The sequence below is a fragment of the Pseudonocardia benzenivorans CB1190 genome (genome assembly GCF_000196675.2).
In the GTDB taxonomy this organism is placed as follows: domain Bacteria; phylum Actinomycetota; class Actinomycetes; order Mycobacteriales; family Pseudonocardiaceae; genus Pseudonocardia; species Pseudonocardia benzenivorans.
This window is the reverse complement of record NC_015312.1, coordinates 6,311,497-6,332,459: the sequence shown is the minus strand read 5'-3', so window position 1 is coordinate 6,332,459 and position 20,963 is coordinate 6,311,497. Positions and strand designations below refer to the sequence as shown.

Annotated in this window: 21 protein-coding genes and 2 pseudogenes; 17 read left to right on the top strand and 6 right to left on the bottom strand. The window is 71.9% G+C overall.

What is annotated here, in order from left to right; translation table 11 throughout:
* Positions 1–41: 41 nt before the first annotated feature.
* The gene (locus PSED_RS30010; protein WP_013677991.1) at positions 42–1,109 is read right to left on the bottom strand and encodes an aldo/keto reductase; all 1,068 of its coding nucleotides are present in this window, start codon (positions 1,107–1,109) and stop codon (positions 42–44) included.
* Positions 1,110–1,292: 183 nt separating this feature from the next.
* Between PSED_RS30010 and PSED_RS30005 the strand changes: the two genes are divergently transcribed.
* Positions 1,293–2,183: an AraC family transcriptional regulator gene (locus PSED_RS30005; protein ID WP_013677990.1), complete on the top strand. Its 891-nt coding sequence runs from the start codon at positions 1,293–1,295 to the stop codon at positions 2,181–2,183.
* 55 nt (positions 2,184–2,238) lie between these two features.
* Here PSED_RS30005 and PSED_RS30000 read toward each other — a convergent pair whose 3' ends face one another.
* Positions 2,239–2,697 carry an amidase family protein gene (locus PSED_RS30000; RefSeq protein ID WP_083845339.1) on the bottom strand — a complete coding sequence of 153 codons (459 nt, stop codon included), beginning with the start codon at positions 2,695–2,697 and terminating at the stop codon, positions 2,239–2,241.
* Between PSED_RS30000 and PSED_RS29995 the strand changes: the two genes are divergently transcribed.
* Complete coding sequence (locus PSED_RS29995; RefSeq protein ID WP_083845337.1) at positions 2,596–3,156, top strand: winged helix-turn-helix transcriptional regulator; 561 nt, start codon at positions 2,596–2,598, stop codon at positions 3,154–3,156. The genes PSED_RS30000 and PSED_RS29995 overlap by 102 nt on opposite strands.
* Before the next feature lie 162 nt (positions 3,157–3,318).
* On the opposite strand, the pseudogene PSED_RS35800 reads toward PSED_RS29995, so the two are convergent.
* The 4 genes and pseudogenes from PSED_RS35800 to PSED_RS29985 form a co-directional block, all read right to left on the bottom strand.
* Positions 3,319–3,801, bottom strand: a pseudogene (locus PSED_RS35800) (tautomerase family protein); the annotation flags it as partial.
* 290 nt (positions 3,802–4,091) lie between these two features.
* Positions 4,092–4,334, bottom strand: coding sequence for a 2-oxo-4-hydroxy-4-carboxy-5-ureidoimidazoline decarboxylase (locus PSED_RS35795; protein WP_407692853.1), 243 nt, complete (start codon positions 4,332–4,334; stop codon positions 4,092–4,094).
* A 94-nt stretch (positions 4,335–4,428) separates the two neighbouring features.
* Positions 4,429–5,274: pseudogene (locus PSED_RS35790) on the bottom strand (Rieske 2Fe-2S domain-containing protein); the annotation flags it as partial.
* A 5-nt stretch (positions 5,275–5,279) separates the two neighbouring features.
* Complete coding sequence (locus PSED_RS29985) at positions 5,280–6,185, bottom strand: aromatic ring-hydroxylating oxygenase subunit alpha (RefSeq protein ID WP_013677987.1); 906 nt, start codon at positions 6,183–6,185, stop codon at positions 5,280–5,282.
* 248 nt (positions 6,186–6,433) lie between these two features.
* Here PSED_RS29985 and PSED_RS29980 point away from each other — a divergent pair, with 248 nt between their 5' ends.
* The 15 genes from PSED_RS29980 to PSED_RS29910 all read left to right on the top strand — a co-directional run bounded on the left by PSED_RS29980 (position 6,434) and on the right by PSED_RS29910 (position 20,931).
* Positions 6,434–7,246: a GntR family transcriptional regulator gene (locus tag PSED_RS29980; protein WP_013677986.1), complete on the top strand. Its 813-nt coding sequence runs from the start codon at positions 6,434–6,436 to the stop codon at positions 7,244–7,246.
* 339 nt (positions 7,247–7,585) lie between these two features.
* Positions 7,586–9,346: a fumarate reductase/succinate dehydrogenase flavoprotein subunit gene (locus PSED_RS29975; protein ID WP_202946323.1), complete on the top strand. Its 1,761-nt coding sequence runs from the start codon at positions 7,586–7,588 to the stop codon at positions 9,344–9,346.
* A complete protein-coding gene (locus PSED_RS29970; RefSeq protein ID WP_202946322.1) occupies positions 9,343–10,251 on the top strand; it encodes a HEAT repeat domain-containing protein in 909 nt (302 codons plus the stop codon). The genes PSED_RS29975 and PSED_RS29970 overlap by 4 nt, the downstream gene beginning before the upstream one ends.
* 58 nt (positions 10,252–10,309) lie before the next feature.
* Positions 10,310–10,537: a 4Fe-4S dicluster domain-containing protein gene (locus PSED_RS29965; RefSeq protein WP_013677985.1), complete on the top strand. Its 228-nt coding sequence runs from the start codon at positions 10,310–10,312 to the stop codon at positions 10,535–10,537.
* 50 nt (positions 10,538–10,587) lie between these two features.
* Positions 10,588–11,976: an ABC transporter substrate-binding protein gene (locus PSED_RS29960; RefSeq protein WP_202946321.1), complete on the top strand. Its 1,389-nt coding sequence runs from the start codon at positions 10,588–10,590 to the stop codon at positions 11,974–11,976.
* A gap of 13 nt (positions 11,977–11,989) precedes the next feature.
* A complete protein-coding gene (locus PSED_RS29955; RefSeq protein WP_013677983.1) occupies positions 11,990–12,967 on the top strand; it encodes an ABC transporter permease in 978 nt (325 codons plus the stop codon).
* Entirely contained in the window at positions 12,964–13,755 is a 792-nt protein-coding gene (locus PSED_RS29950) for an ABC transporter ATP-binding protein (protein WP_013677982.1), read from the top strand. Before PSED_RS29955 ends, PSED_RS29950 begins: the two co-directional genes overlap by 4 nt.
* A 25-nt stretch (positions 13,756–13,780) precedes the next feature.
* Positions 13,781–14,119, top strand: a complete 339-nt coding sequence (gene fdxA / locus PSED_RS29945) for a ferredoxin (protein ID WP_013677981.1) — start codon at positions 13,781–13,783, stop codon at positions 14,117–14,119.
* Positions 14,116–14,931, top strand: a complete 816-nt coding sequence (locus PSED_RS29940; protein WP_013677980.1) for a hypothetical protein — start codon at positions 14,116–14,118, stop codon at positions 14,929–14,931. The genes fdxA and PSED_RS29940 overlap by 4 nt, the downstream gene beginning before the upstream one ends.
* 74 nt (positions 14,932–15,005) lie before the next feature.
* Positions 15,006–16,109: an IS630 family transposase gene (locus PSED_RS29935; RefSeq protein WP_013673569.1), complete on the top strand. Its 1,104-nt coding sequence runs from the start codon at positions 15,006–15,008 to the stop codon at positions 16,107–16,109.
* A gap of 488 nt (positions 16,110–16,597) precedes the next feature.
* The gene (locus tag PSED_RS29930) at positions 16,598–17,128 is read left to right on the top strand and encodes a hypothetical protein (protein ID WP_041760140.1); all 531 of its coding nucleotides are present in this window, start codon (positions 16,598–16,600) and stop codon (positions 17,126–17,128) included.
* A gap of 97 nt (positions 17,129–17,225) precedes the next feature.
* On the top strand, positions 17,226–18,386 hold the full coding sequence (locus PSED_RS29925) for a hypothetical protein (protein WP_013677979.1): 1,161 nt from the start codon (positions 17,226–17,228) through the stop codon (positions 18,384–18,386).
* Between the two features lie 109 nt (positions 18,387–18,495).
* Positions 18,496–19,611, top strand: a complete 1,116-nt coding sequence (locus tag PSED_RS29920; RefSeq protein WP_013677978.1) for a hypothetical protein — start codon at positions 18,496–18,498, stop codon at positions 19,609–19,611.
* The gene (locus PSED_RS29915; protein WP_013677977.1) at positions 19,608–20,480 is read left to right on the top strand and encodes a hypothetical protein; all 873 of its coding nucleotides are present in this window, start codon (positions 19,608–19,610) and stop codon (positions 20,478–20,480) included. The genes PSED_RS29920 and PSED_RS29915 overlap by 4 nt, the downstream gene beginning before the upstream one ends.
* Positions 20,481–20,583: 103 nt before the next feature.
* Positions 20,584–20,931 (top strand): ArsR/SmtB family transcription factor, encoded by a 348-nt coding sequence (locus PSED_RS29910; RefSeq protein ID WP_041760138.1) that lies wholly within the window; start codon positions 20,584–20,586, stop codon positions 20,929–20,931.
* Positions 20,932–20,963: the final 32 nt, after the last annotated feature.

Sequence of the window (20,963 nt, the reverse complement as noted above, 5' to 3'; positions counted from 1 at the left end):
CATCGTCGGGATCGGGGCCGTCGCCGGCTCGTGACGCACGATCACCAGAGCGTGGTCGCGGACGCGAGCAGGGGGGTCGCCGTCGTCGGCCGACCGTCCACGGTGGCCCCCGCGAACTGCAGCCGCGGTGCCAGCAGCCGGTTGTTCTCGGCCGGGAAGTTCAGCCTCGGCGCCGACACCTCGTCCAGCCGCGCGCGGTGGTCGTCGCTCAACGTCGCGTCCAGCGCCCCCAGGTTCGCCTCGAGTTGGTCGAGGCGACGTGCCCCGATCACGACGGAGTCGACCCCGGGCCGGCCGAGCGCCCAGGCGAGCGCCGCCTGGGCGGACGTGACGCCGGCGTCCCGGGCGACCGAGCCGAGCGCGTCGATGACGACGAGGTCGTCCGCGGACGGCCGCAGCGACCGGCCGGAGTCGACGTCGCCGGAGCCGGAGTACTTCCCGGAGAGGAGCCCGCCGCGCAGTGGCGACCACGGCATCACCCCCATGCCCAGCGCCTGCGCCATCGGGATCAGCTCGCCCTCCGAGGTGCGTTCGAGCAGGGAGTACTCCAGCTGTACCGCGATGAGCGGGGACCAGCCACGCAGGCGCGCGATCGTCGCCGCCGCCGCGGTCGCCCACGCAGGGACGTCCGAGAACCCGATGTAGCGGATCTTGCCCGCCGCGACGAGGTCGTCGAGCGCGCGGAGGGTCTCCTCGATGGGTGTGGTCGGGTCGAAGTTGTGCAGCCAGTAGAGATCGACGTAGTCGGTCCGCAGCCGTCGCAGCGAGTTCTCCAGCTGTTGCACGATCGCCTTACGGCCGGGTCCGCCGCCGTTCGGGTCGTTCAGGTACAGGTTGCCGAAGAACTTGGTGGCGAGCACGAGCCGGTCGCGCAGGGCCGGTTGCCCGGCGAGGAACTGGCCGAGGATCTGCTCGGAGTGGCCGTTGGTGTAGATGTTGGCGGTGTCGATCGAGTTGCCGCCGCGGTCGAGGTAGGCACGGAGGATCTTCGTCGACTCCTCCGGGCTGGTCCCCCAGCCCCAGTCCTCGCCGAACGTCATCGTGCCGAGCGTGAACGGGCTGACCCTGAGACCCGATCGGCCCAGCGTGACATACGAGTCCAATGACATTGCGTACCTCCACGAGGATGCAGGGCGACGTCGGGGAGCGACTGTCGGACACCCTTCCCTCAGTGCACACCCCGCGAGTCGCGCCCACCTAGATCGATCCGCGCGATCGGCTGCACGATCCGCTCAACCTCGCCCTGATCGTGATGATGGACCAGCGCCTCGCTCGCGTGCTTGACTCGACGGGTGGACGCCCTGGACGAACTCGCCCGCCGGATCCGGGGGCTGGCCGGCGACGACCTGCGCCCGGTCTGGTTCGGCGACGTGCTCGTGTTCGCCGCGGCCACCGTCACCGAGCCGATGACCTCGGTGACCGAGCCGATGCTCGTGCTGGTCGTGCAGGGTGCCAAACGGTCGACCCTGGGCGAGCGGGTGTTCGAGCACCGTCCCGGCCAGGCCGTGGTCTTCACGGTCGATCTGCCGTTGACCTCGCAGATCATCGACGCCACCCCCGACCGCCCCTTCCTCACGCTCGGCCTGCGGCTGCGGCCCGCGACCATCGCGCAGCTGCTCGTCGAGGGCGGTCCGGTCCCCGCCGGCGCGCAGGACGCGCCGGGGATGGCGATCAGCGATGCGGACGACGACCTGCTCGACTCCCTCGTCCGCCTGCTGCGGCTGTTCGACGACCCGCGTGAGCTGAAGGTCCTGGGCGCGGGTGTGCGGCGCGAGGTCCATTGGCGGCTGCTGAACGGCCCGCACGCCGCCCTGGTGCGGCAGGCGGGGACGGCCGACAGCCGGCTGGCGCTCGTCGCACGCGCGGTCGCCTGGGTCCGTGCCCGCTATGACCGCGTGATCCGCATCGACGACCTCGCCGCCGACGTCGGCACCAGCGTCTCGTCACTCAACCGGCACTTCCGGGCGGTGACGTCGATGAGCCCGCTCCAGTACCAGAAGCAGATCCGGCTGCAGAAGGCCCGGATGGAACTGCTCGCGGCACCGCACGACGTGAGCGCGATCGGCTACGCGGTGGGGTACGACAGCCCGTCGCAGTTCAGCCGGGAGTACCGGCGGATGTTCGGCGCGCCGCCGGGGCAGGACGCGATCCGTCTCCAGTCGGCGGCGATCGTGCGCGAGTAGCGCCCGCCCGCCACCGGGAGCTGTCGGTGGCGGACGGGCGCCGGGGCGCTGCTCGTCAGAGCGTCGGCACCAGGTCGCGCCACGGCCGGGCGGCCTCGACGGCGGCCGCGGCGGTCATGACGCTCAGCTCGTCGTAGGTCCTGCCGACGATCTGCAGACCGGTCGGCACACCGGCAGAGCTGAAGCCCGACGGGACCGACGCGACCGGGCACCGGCTGACCAGGTTGAACGGGTAGGTCGGTGTCCACTGCACGTAGGGGTGGACGGGCTTGCCGTTGATCCGGAAGTCCGGGTCGTCGTTCGCGTGGTCGGCCTTGAGAGCGGTGGTCGCGACGGTCGGGCAGATCAGCACGTCGTACTGCTCCAGCAGCGGACCGAGCCGGTTGTCCGTTGCGTGTCTAGACTGGGTCTCGTGAAGCGTCCGACGTTCGACGACTGGCCGTGTTCGGTCGCCCGCGTGGCCGACGTGCTCGGCGACCCGTGGACGATCCTGCTCGTCCGTGACGCGAGCCATGGGCTCACGCGGTTCGAGGAGTTCCAGCGCTCGCTGAACATCCCCCGCAACACCCTCTCCGCCCGGCTGCGTAGGCTCGTGGAGATCGGCCTGCTGGAGCGGCGCCTCTACCAGGACTACCCGCCCCGTGCCGAGTACGTCCTCACCGACATGGGGCGCGACTTCTTCCCGGTGCTGACCGCCATGCTCGGCTGGGGGGACCGCTGGCTCGGCGAGGACGGGGCGCCGGTCTCGGTCCACCACGTCCCCTGCGGACACGACATCGACCCGCAGGTGGTCTGCCGGTCCTGCGGCCGGCCGGTCGACCTCGACGAGGTCGAGTTCCGGGTCGGCCCCGGCTACCCGGACGACGTGCCGGAGCACCTCGACCTGCGGGACCGGTTCGCGCGTCGGGTCGCGGCGCAGGACGCCCGCGGGCGCTCGGCCTCCGACGGCCCGGAGGTCGCCTCCGCCGGGTGACCGTCACGCGCGGCCGCACGGCCCGCGTCCCGACCCGCCCCGACGCGCAGCGGTCCGGTGCGCGACCGGGATCGGGGGACTGGTGCGTCGCGTCGAGCCGACAGCCGGAACGCAGTGGTGGGGCCGGTGCCGCGGCACCGGCCCCACCGCCGGGCGAGAGGCTCAGCGGCCCTTGGCGTCCTCGGGTGTGAAGCCGGGGGTCAGGCGAACGCTCACGGGGAGCTTCTCGGCGAACTCGTAGGGGGTCGCCTTGTTCTCCTCGATCCAGCGCGCCTCGGCGAGGGACTCGAACGGCGGTGGGATCTCGCCCTGCAGCGACCAGAGGTCGAACGGTGGCTCGGTGATGGTGAACTCCCAGTCGTACCCGCGGTCCTTGACCCAGGGGGCGATCACCCGGTCGAGGTTGCGCACCCAGAACTCGCGCAGTGTCGCGCCCGGCAGGGTCCGGGCCATCTGGTCGATGTTGATGCGCACGAAGTGGTCGTGGACGTCGCCACCGACGTAGAAGTTCTCGGCGGCCACCTCCTCGAACAGGACCACGACGTAGAAGCGCGGGATCGGGATCGAGGTGTAGACCTCCGTGATCGCGTCCGAGAACTGCTTCTTGTCGTCCGCGGAGTACGCGCCCACGGGGTGGTGAATCTTCCACAACGGCATTGGTGTGCTCCTCGCTGCGATCGATGAAGCGCCGGCTCGCGATCCCTCCGCCGGCCGCCCCCAGGAGACGGCCGGCGGTGCGTGGAGTGACCCGGAACACGGCGTGGCGTCAATAAACCACGTTGTAGGTCCGATCACAAGACTTAGTCTTACTACAAGACTGTCGCGTGACGGCGTTCCCGGTGGAGCGTGGCTCCGTCGCGGGCTCCTCGGTGGCCCGACGCCCGATCGCACCCCCCGGGGCGCGAGCACCCGGCGTCCGGCGCGGGTCGCCGGGCTCAGCTCATGGCCGAGCCGTACGGCTGCGAGCGCACGCTGGTGGTCGGGTTGGCGTCGGCCACCAGGTCGTCGAACCGGTGTCCGGCGATCTTGGCAACCTCGAGCAGTGCCGCGACGTGCTCCTGCGCAGGCGAGTTCTGCAGCCGTGACCGGGCGTGCCGGACGAGCGCCTCCCGATCGTGGCGACCGTGACCGCACACGATCAGCGGGATTCCGTACCGGTCCCGGTAGGCCGCGGTGATGCCGGCGAGGTCGGCCGCCTCGTCCTCGTCCCAGGTGGCCGATGTCGGGCGTCGCCCCGTCGCGCGGGGTGTGCGGATCCGCGTCGTCGTCGAGCGCGGGGTAGCGGGCCAGCAGCTCCCGCTGCTGGTCCGGGGTGCCGCTGAACAGCGCGTTCTGGAAGGCCGCGCGCAACTGCTCGGTGTCGGCGAAGGGCCGGTGGGCGAACGCGTTCTCGACCACCCAGATCCGGGCACGCGCCCGCGTGAGGAGCCGGTTGTGCTGGCGCAACAGGTCCAGGTGGTCCGGGCCCGGTTCCTGCAGCACCCCGCGCACGACGCACCGCGTCGCGCCGGTCGGCTGCACGAACAGGGTCAGCCCGCTGCCGCTCACCGCGGGATCGCCGCGGAACCGCAGGACGAGGTCGTCCTCGCCCGCCGGGCGGAGCCCGTCGGCGGCCCCATGGGTGCGCAGCCGCTCGACGGCCGACGATGCCGGTACCGCGATCTCGACCGCGCGCAGCACCAGCACGTCGCCGTCCGCGCCGGGCAGGTCCGGGACGTCCTGCGGACGGTGGTCGTCGAGCGTGGTCCAGATGAGCCCGTACCGCTCCACCACCGGGTAGGTGCGGTTGGAGATGGTCCGGGCGGGCGCGTCGGCGGGGTGCGCGGGGATGTACGTGCAGGTCGCGGTGCGGGTCGAGTAGCGCCATCCGTGGTACTGACACCGCAGTTCGCGGCCGTCGTTCACCCCGATCGACAGCCGGACCCCGCGGTGCAGGCACCGGTTCTCCCACACGTTGACGAATCCGTCGTCCGCGCGCCAGATCGCCAGCTCCCGGTCGTGCAGCTCGCCCTGGAAGACGTGCCGGGGGGCGGCGTCGTCCGAAGCGGCGACGGGGTGCCACGCGCGGGTGGTGAGCGCGGACGTCGCGATGTGCGGGGCGGTCGTCGTGAGGCTCATGCCGCTCACCGCCCCGCCGGGATCACGCCGTAGGTGATCCCCTTGCGGCTCAACCAGCGCCGGTAGGACACCGCCGCACGGTCCGCCCGGATCGGTGTCTCGGCGCGCGGGTCCAGCGGCAGCCGCTTGGGGTGCTGGTTCTCCAGGATCGGTTTGTCCTGGCCGAAGATCGAGACCTGGAAGTGCCGGATCTCCTTGTCCTCGTGCTCGTCGTCGAGCACGGACAGGAGCAGGTGCGCGCGCACCCGTTCCTCGTCGACGGGCTGCAGGAACACCGCGATCACGTCCTGCCGCGACTCGTCGGCGCCGCTGGTCTTGTACAGCACGGCGCAGTACGGGTGCGGGACGCGGTAGACGTACTCCACGTCCGCGCCCTCCGACGACGCGGCCGACGCCCTGGGCTGGAACATGCGGCACTGCGTGGCCAGCACCTCGTCGCGCTCGTCGGAGACCTCGACGTCGTACTCGCGGACCTCGGTGTGCGGCTCGGCCCCGAGCACGTCGGTGTGCACGAACGGGAAATGGGCCATGTCGAGGAAGTTCTCGATCGCCCGTGGCGCGGACACGTGCACGCCGATCGTGCCGGCGTTGAGGTTGCGGCGGTCGGGTTCGGCGAACTCCGGGATGGCGAACACGTCGCCCGGCGGTGTGCCGAGCGAGGTCCACACGTAGCCGTAGCGCGCCACGGCCGGCAGCACGTCCGGGACGTCGGCCGCCGCGACACGCGAGCCGACGGGCAGGTGTTCGCGGCTGCGCCAGGCGAGGACGCCCCCGCACTCGTCCACCGCGTAGCTGACCCGCTCCCCGAGGAGCGTGGTCGTGTGCACGGTCGAGGGGGGTGTCTCGGCGAGGGCCGCGAGCGCGTGCCAGAGATCGAGGACGACAGGGTCTTTGCACAGAGTCGTAGGCATGGGTCTGCCATCTCTGCCGAAGGTAGCTGTGCATCGCCGATCGGTCGGGGGACCGAGAACCCCAGGCGCGGGCACAGCAGAACGCCTGGGCTGACGCGGAAGTCAGCTCCGCCGCGCCCGGCACGTCAACAGACGCCGAGCCCGTAGCACCCACGTAACGGCGGGATGACGTGGCCGAAACGGGTCCCGGGATAGCGTCGGAGGAGCCGCGGAAGGAGCGGACGAGCGCACTCCGGAGACAGACCGCCATGACGATTTCGAGCGGGCCGGTGCCACCGACGTCGTCCCGGGAACGGCCACGCCGGCAGCCGCGCGCGGAGCGGGCACGGCACGTCGCCGACGTGCTCCGGCACCAGATCACGACCGGCCGGTTCCCCGACGGGATGCTTCCCGGCGAGACGGCGTTGTGCGAGCGTCTGGGCGCGAGCCGCAACGCCGTGCGCGAGGCGCTGGGGCTGCTCCGGTCGGAAGGCCTGATCGCCCGCAGGCAGGGTGTCGGGACGATGATCGTCATGGCCAAGTTCGGGCACGGGATGGATCGCCTCGCCGGTCTCGCCGAAGCCCTCACCGGCTACGGGACCGTCACCAACGAGGTGCGCGCCGCGCACTTCGTGGACCACCTGCCCGCCGTGATCGCCGAGCGGCTGGAGGTGCCGCGCAAGGCGGGCGCGGTCTACATCGAGCGCCTGCGCTGGTCGAACGGACTGCCGTTGTCGCTGGACACCACGTACCTCGCCGCGGACATCGGCCTCCCGTTGCTCGAGTCCGACCTCGTCGGCCGGGACATCTTCGCGTTGATCGAGGAGACGAGCGGGCAGCGCCTCGGCCGCGCCGAGATCTCCGTGCACAGCGTGAACGCCGGCCCCGACGCAGCCGCGTTGCTCGGCATCCCGTCGGGCGCGGCGGTGTTCGCCGTGGAGCGGCTGACGCGCATGTCGGACGGGCGGCCGGTCGACACCGAGTCGATCCAGATCCGCGCGGACCGGATCGCGTTCCACGCCGAGCTGCACCGGGGGAACCGGCTCGCCGTGCGCGAGCCGGCAGCGCGTCGGCCCGGCTGAAAGGCCGGGGCGGCGGACGTTCCCGACCCGGCGGTCACCCGCACCTGCGGCTGCCCGTGGCAGCGGATCGTCGTCGTGCGGTCCGGGAAATCTGGTGGCGGAATGCATGATCACGGCCTCGAAACGGCCGCGTGACGACGCGTTTCCGCACTACAAGCGGGTGGCGTAACTCTTCGGACATCGTTCGAGGCGGCGTCCGTAACAGATTCGCCGAAACCTTGCCGGCAGCCGAGGTGCCGGACAGGGGCTCGCGAGGCCGACCACGACAGGTGTCGGCGACCGGGTCGGGCACCGAGGTCGTCCGGCCGCAGGCCGACTCGCTCGATCGAGAGGACAAGCGTGCAGATCCCACCACTTTCCGAACGCCGCGAGATGACGTGCGACGTCCTCGTCATCGGTGGCGGAACCGCGGGCACGATGGCGGCGCTGACCGCGGCGCAGCACGACGTACAGGTGCTGCTGCTCGAGAAGGCGAACGTCCGGCACTCCGGCGCGCTGGCGATGGGCATGGACGGCGTCAACAACGCGGTCATCCCCGGGAAGGCGAGCCCGGAGGACTACGTCGCCGACATCACCACCGCGAACGACGGCATCGTCAACCAGCGCACCGTCTACCAGACCGCGACCCGCGGGTTCGCCATGGTCCAGCGCCTCGAACGTTACGGCGTCAAGTTCGAGAAGGACGAGCACAACGAGTACGCGGTGCGCAAGGTGCACCGGTCGGGCAGCTACGTCCTGCCGATGCCCGAGGGCAAGGACGTCAAGAAGGTCCTGTACCGGCAGCTCCGGGCGCGCAACGTGCGTGCCAGGGTCACCATCGAGAACCGGGTCATGCCGGTCCGGGTGCTGACCGTCGACGGTCGTGCCGTGGGCGCGGTCGGCTTCGACACCCGGACCGGGGAGTTCGTCACCATCTCCGCGGGGGCGGTCATCCTGGCTGCCGGGGCCGCCGGTCGTCTCGGGCTGCCGGCGAGCGGCTACCTCTACGGCACCTACGAGAACCCCACGAACGCCGGCGACGGCTACGCGATGGCCTACCACGCGGGCGCCGAGCTCAGCGGCATCGAGTGCTTCCAGGTCAACCCGCTGATCAAGGACTACAACGGTCCGGCCTGCGCCTACGTCGCCAACCCGTTCGGCGGCTACCAGGTCAACGCCGAGGGCAACCGCTTCGTGGACTGCGACTACTGGTCCGGTCAGATGATGGCCGAGGTGAAGGCGGAGCTCGACAGCGCGCGCGGCCCGATCTACCTGAAGCTCTCGCACCTGCCCGACGCCACGATCACCGAGATCGAGGGCATCCTGCACACCACCGAGCGGCCCACCCGCGGCACGTTCCACGCCGGCCGCGGCCACGACTATCGCGAGCGCGACATCGAGATGCACATCTCCGAGATCGGGCTGTGCAGCGGCCACTCGGCGTCGGGCGTCTGGATCGACGAGCACGCCGCCACCACCGTCCCGGGCCTCTACGCGGCCGGTGACATGGCGCTCGTGCCGCACAACTACATGATCGGCGCCTTCGTCTTCGGCGAGATCGCCGGCGAGCACGCCAGCGTGTTCGCGAGGACCGCGTCGCGCCCGGCGCTGCCCGAGGACCAGATCTCCGCCGCCCACGAACTGATCTACCGTCCGCTGTCCAACCCGGACGGTCCGCCGCAGGCGCAGGTCGAGTTCAAGCTGCGCCGCTTCGTCAACGACTACATGCAGCCGCCGAAGACCGAGCGCTATCTCTCGTTGGGGCTCGAGTCGTTCGAGCGGATGCGCGGGGACATCGCCCGCATGGGCGCGACCACACCCCACGAGCTGATGCGCTGCGCCGAGGTCACCTTCATCCGCGACTGTGCGGAGATGGCGGCGCGTGCCTCGCTCGCGCGCACGGAGAGCCGGTGGGGCCTCTACCACCAGCGCGCCGATCTGCCGGCCTCCGACGACGAGCGCTGGTTCTGCCACCTCAACCTGCGCAAGGACGCGACCGGGGCGATGGAGATGCTGACCAGGCCGGTGGCGCCCTACATCGTCGACGTGCCCGGGTTCACCCGGCCCGACGGCATCCCGAACGAGCCGGTGGGGACGGAGCTCGCGGGAGCGTGGGCATGAGTCCCGACGCCGTCGCGGCCCGCATCCTCGGCCTGCTCGACCTCGCCGACGAGGACCCGACCCACGAGGAGCTCGAGCCGTACCTGGCCGACCCGGCTCCCGAGGTCCGCCGCAACGCGCTCGGCGTGCTGAGCGACCACACCGAGGACTGGACGGCGGCCTCACCCGTGTTCGCCGCGGCGCTGACGGACGAGGATCCGGCCGTCCGCGCGGCGGCGACCCGGCTCGTGCGCGAGCTGAGCGAGGTGCTGGTCCCGGGGGAGGAGTTCGACGCCGCACTGCGCCGCGCCACCACCCACGCGGACGCCACCGTGCGCCTCGAGGCGATCGACGCGCTGTGGCGGCACCGGCTCACGACCGTCGACGAGCTGACCGGGTTGTCGGGCGACCCGGACGCGGCGGTGCGGTGCGAGGTCGTTCTGGGCTTCGTCTCGCTCGACGCCCTCGACGCCCTCGCCCGTGCCGCCGACGACCCGGACCCGTCCGTCCGGCTCGCCGTCGCCCGCGGCCTGGGCGCGGTCGGCGACCCGCGCGGCACCGCAACCCTCACCTGCCTGGCCGCCGATCCCGAGTTCCTGGTCAGGGCGGCCGCGCTCACCGCGATGGCGCGGACCGGGTGCGGCGACGAGGCCGTGCACGTCGCCGTCGCCGCCCTCACCGATGACGCCTGGGAGGTGCGGCAGGGCGCGGCGAACGCCCTGTCGTCGGCCGCTCCCGACGAGCGTGGCGCCGCCGCGCTGGTCACGGCACTCGGGGACGAGAACCTCGATGTCCGCAAGGCCGCGGTCAAGACGCTGGGGGCCTGGCTGCCCAGCCGGCCGGCCGTGCGGTCCTCCCTGGAGTCGGCCCTGTCCGACGTCGACGCCGACGTCCGCGCGTACGCGCGGATGAGCCTGACGAACTGAGCTCCGCGCCGGACCGTCACCGCAGCACCCCCATCCGACACGTCCCGAGAGGTACCTCATGGCACAGGCAACGAACCGGGTCGACGTCCCGGTGTCCGTGGACCAGAGCAAGTGCATCGACGGCTGCACGCTGTGCGTCGACGTCTGCCCGCTCGACTCCCTCGCGATCGACCCCGAGACGAACAAGGCGTACATGCACGTCGACGAGTGCTGGTACTGCGGGCCGTGCGCGGCCCGCTGCCCCGTCGACGCGGTCACGGTCAACATCCCCTACCTGCTCCGATGAGCGGCGGCCGGCTCGCTCGGATCGGCCGCCGCACACGGTGGTGCGCACTGGTGGGCGTCCTGGCCGCGGTCGTGGCCGGATGCTCGTCGGGTGGGTCGGCGGACGCGGCCACGGTCGTCGTCCGGGTGGGCTACCAGTCGAAGACGATCAACACCGTCAACGCCGGCACCCTGCTGCGGGAGCAGGGCACCTTCGAGCGGAAGCTCGCCGAGCTCGGCGCCACGACCGGCCGCAAGTACCAGGTCGAGTGGCAGGACTTCCCCTCGGGCGCACCCCTCACCGCGCAGATGATCGCGGGCAAGGTCGACATCGGCTCGATGGGCGACTACCCCCTGCTGGTCAACGGCTCCAAGACCAGTGGCTTCGGCGCCGACCGGTCCGTGCTGGTCGGGGTCACCGGTTACAACCTGCGCGGCTCGCTCAACCAGGTCGTCGTGCCCAGCGCGTCGGGCGCGACGACGCTCGACGACCTGCGCGGCAGGATCGTCTCGACCAGCCTCGGCTCCGCCGGGCACGGCATGCTGGTCGACGGGCTGCAGCGCAGCGGCCTAGCCACGACGGACGTGCAACTGCTCAACCAGGAGCCTGCCGTCGGCGCGTCCGCCGTCCAGGCCGACCAGGTCGGCGCGTACGCCCAGTTCGTGCCGTGGCCGCAGCTGCTGATCTTCCGCGGGCAGGCCAAGCTGCTCTACGACGGGGGTGACAACGGCAAACCCACCTTCCACGGCATCGTCGCGCGGGAGTCGTTCGGCACCGCCCACCCCGAGGTCATGCAGGCCTTCCTGCAGTCGGTGAAGGACACGAGCGACTACATCGACCACGAGCCGCTCGCCGCGGCCGAGACGGTCTCGCGGCTCACCGGGATCGAGGCCGAGGTCGTCTATCTCTACAACGGCCCCAACGGCCTGGTGACCTTCGACCCCACGATCAAGCAGCCGCTGGTCGACGCGCTGGCCGCGGACCTGCCGTTCCTCAAGCAGGTCGGCTCCGCCGGCGACCTCGACGTCGCGAAGTTCGTCGACGAGACCGCCCTGCGGGCGGTGTACGGCGCCGGGTACGACGCCGCCAGGGCCTCGACCGCCCCTGCTGACGTGCTGGCGGGCACGGACCCCGTGTGCGGCATGCCGGTCGGCGACCCGCGCACCGCCTCCGAGGTCTGGTTCGACGGCACGGCCCGGACCCAGGTCGCGGCCACCCCGACCTGCGCGATGCGGGCCGTCGAGGAGAGCAACGGCAAGAAGGTCCGGGCGGTCTACGTCCCGGACACGCCCACGGGGACCCGCATGTTCGCCTCCGCGGCGACGTGGGTCCTGGACCCCGCGGCCCCGCCCACGGCCACGTTGCTGCCCTTCGCCACCGAGGCGGAGGCCGCGGCATACCTCGCGGCCCATCCCGGCACCCGCCAACTCGACTACGCGGCCGCCAGGGCGGCCGCCTGAGTACGGAGGACGCATGAGCACCCGCAGACCACTGCCGCCCGCCCCGGAGCACGGGTCCGTGCCCGGGCGGGGCGGGAGGACCCTGACCGCGACCGCCGAGGCCGAGAGCGACGAGATGACCGCACAGACCGGACTGTCCGCGCCCACCACCGCGACCGAGACCGTTTCCGCCGCGTTCCCGGGAGGGAGGCGCAGGTCCCGGGGCCCCTTCGGCCCCACGACACGGCTGGCCAAGGCCGCCTTCCCGGTCCTTCCGCTGCTGGTCGTGCTGGCCCTGTGGCAGCTGCTCACCGTCGGCAAGGTCGAGTTCTGGCTGAGCTTCGACAAACTGCCCACCCCGGGCGAGGTGGCCACCGCACTCGGCGCGCAGCTCACCAGCGGCACGTACTACCAGGACCTGCTCGCCAGCGTCCGCCGGATCCTGCTGGGCTTCGGCCTCGCGACGGTGGTCGGCGTGGTGACCGGCGTCGCCGTCGGCCGCTCCCGGGTCGCGCGAGCGGCGATCCGTCCGGTGATCGAGGTCTCCCGCCCGATCCCGGCGATCGCCCTCGTGCCGCTCGCGATCCTGCTGTTCCCGACCAGCGAGCAGGGCATCGTCTTCATCACCTTCTTCGCGGCGTTCTTCCCGGTCGCGGTCAGCACGATCCACGCGATGAAGAGCCTGCCGAAGGTGTGGGAGGAGGCGGCCCGCACCATGGGCGCCCGCCGGGTCGCGGTGCTCACCCACATCGTGCTGCCGGGTGCCATGCCGGGGATCTTCTCGGGCCTGTCGGTCTCGATGGGCGTCGCCTGGATCTGCGTGATCAGTGCGGAGATGATCTCCGGGCAGTTCGGGATCGGCTACTACACGTGGCAGGCCTACGGTCTGCTCGACTACGCCGGCGTCGTGGTCGGGATGCTCTCGATCGGCGCACTGGGCTTCGGCACCGCGTGGGTCGTCGAGCGGATCGGGGCCCGGGTCAACCACTGGCTGCCGAGGGCGGCCGAATGAGCGACGTGACGGGGGCCGCCGGTGGCGCGCGCGTCACTCTCGACGGACTGACGATCTCGTTCGGCGAAATGCCTGCGGCGCAGGTGGATCTGGACGTGCCGGCAGGTGAGATCCTCGTGCTGCTCGGCCCGTCCGGGTGCGGCAAGTCCACGATCCTGCGCGCCCTGGCCGGCCTGCTGACGCCGGACGCCGGCCGCGCCGAGCTCGACGGGACGAGGGTCGCGGAGAGCCGGTCCCGGTGCGCCATGGTGTTCCAGGAGGACGCGCTGCTGCCGTGGCGGTCCGCGCGACGCAACGTCGAGTTCGCGCTGACGCTGCGCGGGGTCGAGCGGCGCGCCCGCCGGCGCGAGGCCGAGGAGCTGCTCGCGCAGGTGGGCCTGCAGGACTTCGCCGACCACATGCCCGGCGAGCTCTCCGGCGGGATGCGCCAGCGGGTCCAGCTCGCCCGCACCCTGGCCACCCGGCCCCGGGTCCTGCTGATGGACGAGCCGTTCGGGGCGCTCGACGCTCAGACGCGCTCGGACATGCAGCAACTGCTCGTCACGGTGTGGCGCGAGTACCGCACGACGGTCCTGTTCGTCACCCACGACGTCGACGAGGCGCTGTTGCTCGGGGACCGCGTCGTCGTGCTGACTCCCCGGCCGGCCCGGGTCAACCGCGTCATCGAGATCCCCGAGCCGCGACGCCCCGGCGCCCAGTTCGAGCCGGAGTTCGCCCGCCGTCGCTACGAGATCCTCGCGCTGCTGGGGGAGTCCCCCGACGAGGCACTCACGTCGGCCGCCGGCTGACCACCACACACGGAGAGGACACCCCATGAGCTACGTCATCGGCGCGTCGTGCGTCGACGTCACCGACCGGGCCTGCGTCGACGAGTGCCCCGTCGACTGCATCTACGTCGGCGGCCGGATGGCCTACGTCAACCCGACCGAGTGCATCGACTGTGGCGCCTGCGAGCCCGTCTGCCCGGTCGAGGCGATCGTGCCCGAGAGCGACGTCGCGGAGTCCGAGCAGGACTTCATCGCGGCGAACGCGGCCTTCTTCCTGGAGGTCCTGCCGGGCCGCGACGAGCCGCTCGGCAACCCGGGCGGGGCGGGCCAGGTGGGCGAGGTCGGCGCGGACAGCTACTTCGTCCGGACCTACGAGGCGCCGTGACCGGTGCCGGGCCGGAACCCGGCTCCCTCGAACACACCCTGCTGGGCACCCGCAGGTGGCCGGGCGCGGCCGTCGTCGCCGTCGTCCTGCGCAGCGTGCGCTGGCCGTACTCCTGTGGGCTGGCCGCCGCCGTGCGGGAGAGCGCGCACCGCTACGCCGACGCCGGTGCGGAGTTGCACGTCACCGTCGACGAGCCCCCGGACCGGCGCACCGCCGCGATGGCGGCCTGGGGGCTCCCGCCGCCGCTGCCCGCGGCGTTGGCCGAGCCGCTCGCGAGGGCCGTCGGCAGCTGGGACCCCGCGCTCGCCCGTGCCGACGACGGGCTGGGGGTGCTCGGGCCCGACGGCCGTTGGGTCGGCCGCTGGGCCCTCACGGATCCGTTCGGCGACCACGACGTCGGCGACGTCCTGCCCGCACTGTGTGCGCTCGGGCTCGGGCCGGTCCCGCGGACGGAGTTCCCCGCCCCGGCGCGGGCCCGCGCTCCCGGGGTCTGCGACCCGGCGGACGCGGCGCGTGCGCTGCGCCGGGCCCGGCACAGCGCCGGACGGGCCGCGACCCTGATGGACGGTTCCGTCGCGGGGCAGCGGAGCCGTCGCGCCGGACGGCGGTTCGCCCGGTACGTCGCCGCGCTCGAGGGCGTTCCCGTCGAGGAGGCCGGTCCGTCGGGCGGCGGTGGCGGGCAGCGGTGCGGCAGCGCCGCAGGCCGGGCGGGACCCTGCCGCCCGTCGACGGGACTACGGTCCGGCACGGTCCGGCGAGCTAATCTGCAGAATATGTTGATAAGTATCGACATATGTGACACTCGTCGCTAGTGCCTCGATCGAGAACGTTGGCGTTGTAACCCGGCTGCGGTGATCGGCTGAGAGGCTGTCGTCGGAGGTGGGCGATGGCACGGCAGCCTGAGGTGTTCGTGCGGGATCTGGATCCGGCCGAGGCGCAACGACTGGTAAAGATCACCCGCACCGCGCGGGACCGGGTCCGGCTGCGCCGGGCAGGGATCGTGCTCGCCTCGGTCCAAGGCCGCACCGCAACCGAGGCCGCAGCGATGTTCGCCGCGACCCCGCAGTACGCGCGGGAGGTGATCCACGCGTTCAACGACAAGGGGTTCGCGGCTCTGGACCCAAAATGGAGCGGGGGCCGACCTCCTAAGTTCGGCCCCCACACCCGCGAGTTGATCTGCCGGGTCGCCCGGACCCCTCCACAGCAGGTCGGACTCCCGTTCACCACATGGAGCCTGTCCAAGCTGGTCGAGCATCTGCGCGAGCGGCACCGGGTCGAGATCAGCACCGACACCGTCCGACGTGTCCTGCGCGCCGCCGGGGTGCGCTGGCAGGCCACGAAGACCTGGAAGGCCAGCAACGATCCACAGTTCGCGCAGAAGATGGCCCGGATCCTCGACCTCTACGACCGCTCCGCCGCCGGGCAACTGACCAGCGGCGCCAGGGTGATCTGCGTGGACGAGTTCGGGCCGCTGAACCTGCAACCCCGCCCCGGGCGTGGCTGGTTCCCCACCCGAGGCCCGGCCCGGCTGCGCGCAACCTACAACCGCTACGGCGGGGTCCGGCACATGCTCGCCGGACTCGACCTGGCCTCCGGGCAGCTGTTCTACCGGCTGCGCGACCGCAAACGCTGGCAGGAGTTCCTCGCGTTCCTTCGCCAGCTCCGCACCCGGTTCCCCCGCGGGCGACTGCACATCATCTGCGACAACTTCTCCCCACACCGCAAGGCCGAAGTCGCCGACTGGTGCAACGACCACGACGTCGAGCTCGTGTTCACCCCGACCTACGCCTCGTGGCTGAACTGGATCGAGAGCGAGTTCACCGCCCTGCGCTACTTCACCCTCGACGGCAGCGACTACCCCTCCCACACCGCCCAGGAAGCCGCCATCGCCGGCTACGTCCGCTGGGCCAACCGCCACGCCCGACCCAAGAAGCGCTTCGCTCCCGAGTCCAGGATCCGCAGGCCCGATTACCTACCGAACGTTGCCTGACGAGGCACTAGAGTCCGCGCACCACCGAGCGGGAAGGTGTGCCGACATGGACGGTGTGCACGACCTGGGACCTCGTCACGGCCGCGGGGTCGTCGGCTCCGAGGCGGACGGCCGGTGGTCGACGCGGAACTCGAACGCTCGGTTCCCCTGCGATCCCCCACGACGGCGATCACGGGCGTCGTCGATCTCGACCGGTTCCGTCCCGGTTCGTGGCGGGGGCGTCAGCGCAGGTCGTCAGGGGCACACGCGATTCCCGGCACGGGTTCCGTCGCCCGCGTCGTCGGGGTTCGGGCGATGAACTCGTTGCTGGACCGGCTGGAGGGAGAGCTGCTCGGTCGAGGACTGGTCACGCGCGACAGCGTCGACCGGTGGACCGACCGACACGCCGACGAGGTCGGTCCCCGGCACGGTGCCCAGGCCGTCGCGAGAGTCTGGGGATCAGGCCTTCACCTCGACGCGACGGCGGCCGCGGCCGCCGTGCTCGGGCGGTGCGCCTGCGGTCGGCGTTGGTGTACGTGCCGGACACCCCGACAGTGCGCAACGTGGTGCTGCCGGGTACGCCGCGGTGTACGGGATGGCGGGTTCTCGGGGCGCCGCCGACCCGTTACCGCGAACCCGATGCCCGGACCGGCCGGCAGGTCACGTTCTGGTCCGACGACGCGACCACGCACCATCTGGTCGTACCGCTGCGGCCGATCGAGGCGCGCGACGCCGGACCGTTCGAGCTCGCGGCGTTGGTCAGCCGGACGGCACTGCGGGGCTTCGAGGACACGCCGGCACCCCACGCGGCACCCCCTGCCGAGATCGGCTGCGGGCTCCCTGGCTACGCGCACGACGAGCGTGCCCTCGACAGTCCCTGGGAGCTCCGCGTGTTCGCGCTGCTGTTGGCGACGCTCACCGACAGTCCGGACCGGGAGCCGTCGCTGCGCGCCGAGGTCGAGCGCGCCGCGAAGGACCTCCCGGTGCGCCGCAGCATCTATGTCGCCTGGCTGCGCGCGCTGCTCGTCGGCCCGGGCTGAGACTTCCGCGATCCCCGAACGTCACCACGCGCCGCCACCGGCACGGTGCCGGCGCGGTTCCGCGCGCCGACCCCAGGCGCCCTGCAGAGGAGCAGACATGTCCGTCACCGACGACGAGCACGACGTCCGCGACGGCGCTGCCGTCGACCCCCGCGAACGCACCCTGCCCTGGTGGGGGTTCGGCCTGGCGAACCTCGCCGTGGTCCTCGCTCTGGCGTTCGCCTCCTGGTGGCTCCTCGTCGATCCGCGGTGGAGCCCGTTGTCGGTGTACCCACAGCCCTACACCGCGGTCCTGTTCTGGACGATCCTGGCGACGGTCTGGGTCGGCTTCACCTTCGGCTGGTTGGGTCCGGCCGGGCTGCGCCAGCCGTGGCGCGGTCTGGTCGGGGTAGGGCTGACCCTGGCCATCGGTATCGCGATCACCGTCGTACTGGCGTACGGGTGGGGTGCCCTCGACCCTACGTTCTCGGCCGGTCGGGACGGCGGAGCGGGTTTCACCACCGGCAACCTCTTCGTGCTGTTCGGCTTCTTCTCCTACGTGCTCTCGGCGGTCAACGGAGCGCATTGGCCGTTCGGGGGGCGGATCCGCCACCCGTGGGCCGGGATCGGCGAGATCGCACTGGTGTTCATCCCGACCCTCGCGCTCTACCTCGTGTTCGCGTTGCCGAACCTGGCGACGTGGGCACAGCCGGACGGCTCGCCGCTGATGAGCCTGTCGACGGTGATCGGCTGGTTCTACTCGATCGTCGTCGCCACCGTGATGACCGGGCTGATCACCGAGAACCGGCCGTGGAGCCGAGCCGGGTCGCCCGGCCGGGTCGCGGCCGCCGCCGTGGTGGGGAACATCGCGCTCGGCACGGTCCTGTACTTCGTGCTGCTCGCCGTGGCGAAGCTGCTGATCGGACCCGTGAACGTGACCGCGCTGGGCGCCGGCGTGACGCAGTACGCCGCTCAGTTCGGTGTGTGCTTCGCGGTCTGGATGATCCTGTGGGCCAACATCTTCGGCAACAAGCCCACCGGCTTCTCCCCGGGCGTGAACATCGCGGTCCGGATCGTGGTGACGTTCGTGATGTCCGCGCTCACCTACGTCCTCTACTACTTCGTCCTCGCCGAGCACGTGCTGCACGAGCCCGGCGCGGGTGGGACGTTGTCCGGCAACGCGCTCGGCTTCCTGGACTGGGTGATCCAGTGGATGCTCTGGTACGTGCTGTTCCTCGGTTCCTACGGGCTGCCGAAGGCCCGACCGGAGGCGCCCTGAGCGGTCGAGCGTCCCACATGAGGTATCTCACGACCGATTCACGTGCTCTGTACCCGTCACCGATGCGCCTCATATTGTTGGTTGGTCATTCATCAATCGAGGAGCGTCGATGGGCACGGCCGATGCGGCGGGCAACGGTGCGATCACGGTGGAGCGCCGGGGGCGGTGGTCGTTCGTGGGCCCGGACGGCCGCCCCTTCCCGTCGCTCGGGGTCACCCATGCCGACGACACGAACCTGCGGTACCCGCACAACGGGACCGTGTGGCGCGACCGGTACGGCGGCTCGCGCCGACGGTGGCTCCGGGAGGGGCTCGTCGCCGACCTGGAGTCGTGGGGGTTCACGACGATCGGCGCGACGTCGGAGTACGTCAGCGGCACGGGCCTGGGCGTGACGGGTCGCCCGGTCGACCTCGGTCACTCCGCCGGCCTGGACGGAGCGGACCTGGCGACGGGCGGCCTGCCCTACGTCCTCGAGCTGCACGTGCTGCAGATCGAGGCGTGGAACGGGCACCCGGCCTACCGCGACCCTCGCGACCCCGCCTTCGCGCAGTGGTGCGACCACGTCGCCCGGACGATCTGCCGACCCGACGACGCGCTGCTCGTCGGGTACGTGCTCGTGGACGGCCCGGCGTGGCGCGGGCACCCGACCGGGGCCGGCTTCGACGGCCCGCTGGACGAGATCGCCGAGGCGTACTACGCGACGGTGGCGGCGGCCGTCCGGCGGCACGACCCGAACCATCTGCTGCTCGGTGACCGGTTCGGGACCCGCGCGGGGGCGCCGCCCGAGGTGCTCGACGCCGCGGCCCGGCACATGGACGTCCTGTCGGTACAGACCTTCCCCGGGCCTGCACCGGGCGCGTTCGAGGCGGCGATCGAGGTCGTCGAGGGCTGGCACCGGCGGACGGGCCTGCCGGTGCTGATCGCCGACACCGGCAACTGGTGCCCGACGACGATGAACCCGCACCGCACGGGCAGCGCCCGGGACCAGGCCGAGCGGGCCGCCGGTTACGTGCGGACGGCGGAGGTGCTCGCCGCCCTCGACTGGTGCCTGGGCTGGCACTGGTGCAGCTATGTCGAGAACCCCCAGCGCGGTTGGGGGATCAAGGATCCGTGGGACGAGCCCTACCCCGAGCTGGTGGCGGCGATGAGCGCGGTGAACCGCGAGGTCGTCGCCCGGTGGGCCGACGCCCGGCCGCTCGCGGCGCCGGGAGGTGCGACGCGATGAACGCCGACCCGATCCCCGCCGTCCGCGAGGAGGACGCGGTCGGCGCGACGGCGGAGATCTTCGCCGACCTGCGCGCGACGCTCGGTCTGCCGTTCGTGAACCTGATCTGGCGCCATCTCGCGACGGTGCCGGATGCGCTCCCCGCGGTGTGGAGCGCCGTCCGCCCGTTGTACTCGACCGCCGAGCTGGCCGGTCTGGCCACCGGGATCTCGGCGCGCGCCCGGCCGGACGGGGTCGCGCCGGTTCCCGGCGAGGTGTGGGCGACGCTCGGCGTGGACGAGGCGGCCCGCGTCGACATCGCCGACCTGGTCGGCTTCTACAACCGGGCCAACACGATCAACTTCCTCGTGTTCACCACGGTCGACGCCCTGCTGCGCGGCGAGTCCCGGCCACCGGACCCGGGGCGCCGCCTTGCCTCGTCGGGGGCGCCCGCGGGCGCGGGGGCGGGGCCGTCGGGCGTACCGCCGCTCCCGCCCGTGGACGCGCTGTCGCCGGACCTTCGTGCGGTGGTGCAGGCCTGCGACGAGCTGGGCCGGCTCGGGTCGAGCACCGCCCACGCGAGCCTCTACCGGCACCTCGCGCTGTGGCCGCCGTTCCTGGCGACGGCCTACGTCGCGCTCGCACCCCTGCACCGCAGCGGAGCGCTGCAGGCGGCGCAGCGCGACCTGATCGACTTCGCCCGCCCGACCTGTGCCGACCGGCTGCTCCCGCTGCTCGCGCCCGCACGCCCCGCGCTCGACGAAGGTGTCCGGTCCCGCATCCGGTCCGTCGTGGAGGAGTTCGCGTCGATCATGATCGGCCGGATGGTCGTGGCCGGTACCGTGATGCGCGCGCTCCTGCCGGTCCCGGAGGAGGCGGCCGCACGGTGACGCGGGCCCCGGAGGCGGACTGCGGCGGCCGGAGCCGTCCGCTGCGGCAGGTGATTGTCGAATGAACGTGTTGACACTTATCGACGGTTGCTATCGTGGTGGCGTGACGGTCAACGAGAACCTCGCCTTCGACGCGCTGTCCGACCGCGTAAGGCGGCGGATCCTGGCAGCGCTCGGCGACGGCGGAGAGCTCACGGCCGGCCAGCTCGCGGAGCAGGTGGGCGTGGTCAGCCGCAGTACGGTCTCGAGCCACCTGCGCATCCTGCGCACGTCAGGGGCGGTGATCGAGCGCCGGGAAGGCCGTCATCGCTACTACTCGGTCGACACGGAGGGCTCCGTGCGCGACGCCTTCCGCTTCCTGCAGAGCCTGCTCCAGGACGGGGTGCGGCTCGACAGTGGGGCTGCGGCACAGGCAGACTCGCCCGACGAGTTCCACCACGACACTGGTTGACCCGCCCGGGATGAGGCAGGCGCGATGAGATC

Coding starts and splice junctions, on each gene's coding strand:
- PSED_RS29935 (WP_013673569.1), top strand. CDS start 15,006: ATGGCACGGCAGCCTGAGGTGTTCGTGCGGGATCTGGATCCGGCCGAG.
- PSED_RS29980 (WP_013677986.1), top strand. CDS start 6,434: ATGACGATTTCGAGCGGGCCGGTGCCACCGACGTCGTCCCGGGAACGG.
- PSED_RS30000 (WP_083845339.1), bottom strand. CDS start 2,697: ATGGCTCGCGTCACGGACGAGCAGGATCGTCCACGGGTCGCCGAGCAC.
- fdxA (WP_013677981.1), top strand. CDS start 13,781: ATGAGCTACGTCATCGGCGCGTCGTGCGTCGACGTCACCGACCGGGCC.
- PSED_RS30010 (WP_013677991.1), bottom strand. CDS start 1,109: ATGTCATTGGACTCGTATGTCACGCTGGGCCGATCGGGTCTCAGGGTC.
- PSED_RS29920 (WP_013677978.1), top strand. CDS start 18,496: ATGGGCACGGCCGATGCGGCGGGCAACGGTGCGATCACGGTGGAGCGC.
- PSED_RS29955 (WP_013677983.1), top strand. CDS start 11,990: ATGAGCACCCGCAGACCACTGCCGCCCGCCCCGGAGCACGGGTCCGTG.
- PSED_RS29970 (WP_202946322.1), top strand. CDS start 9,343: ATGAGTCCCGACGCCGTCGCGGCCCGCATCCTCGGCCTGCTCGACCTC.
- PSED_RS29915 (WP_013677977.1), top strand. CDS start 19,608: ATGAACGCCGACCCGATCCCCGCCGTCCGCGAGGAGGACGCGGTCGGC.
- PSED_RS29985 (WP_013677987.1), bottom strand. CDS start 6,185: ATGCCTACGACTCTGTGCAAAGACCCTGTCGTCCTCGATCTCTGGCAC.
- PSED_RS29950 (WP_013677982.1), top strand. CDS start 12,964: ATGAGCGACGTGACGGGGGCCGCCGGTGGCGCGCGCGTCACTCTCGAC.
- PSED_RS29965 (WP_013677985.1), top strand. CDS start 10,310: ATGGCACAGGCAACGAACCGGGTCGACGTCCCGGTGTCCGTGGACCAG.
- PSED_RS29925 (WP_013677979.1), top strand. CDS start 17,226: ATGTCCGTCACCGACGACGAGCACGACGTCCGCGACGGCGCTGCCGTC.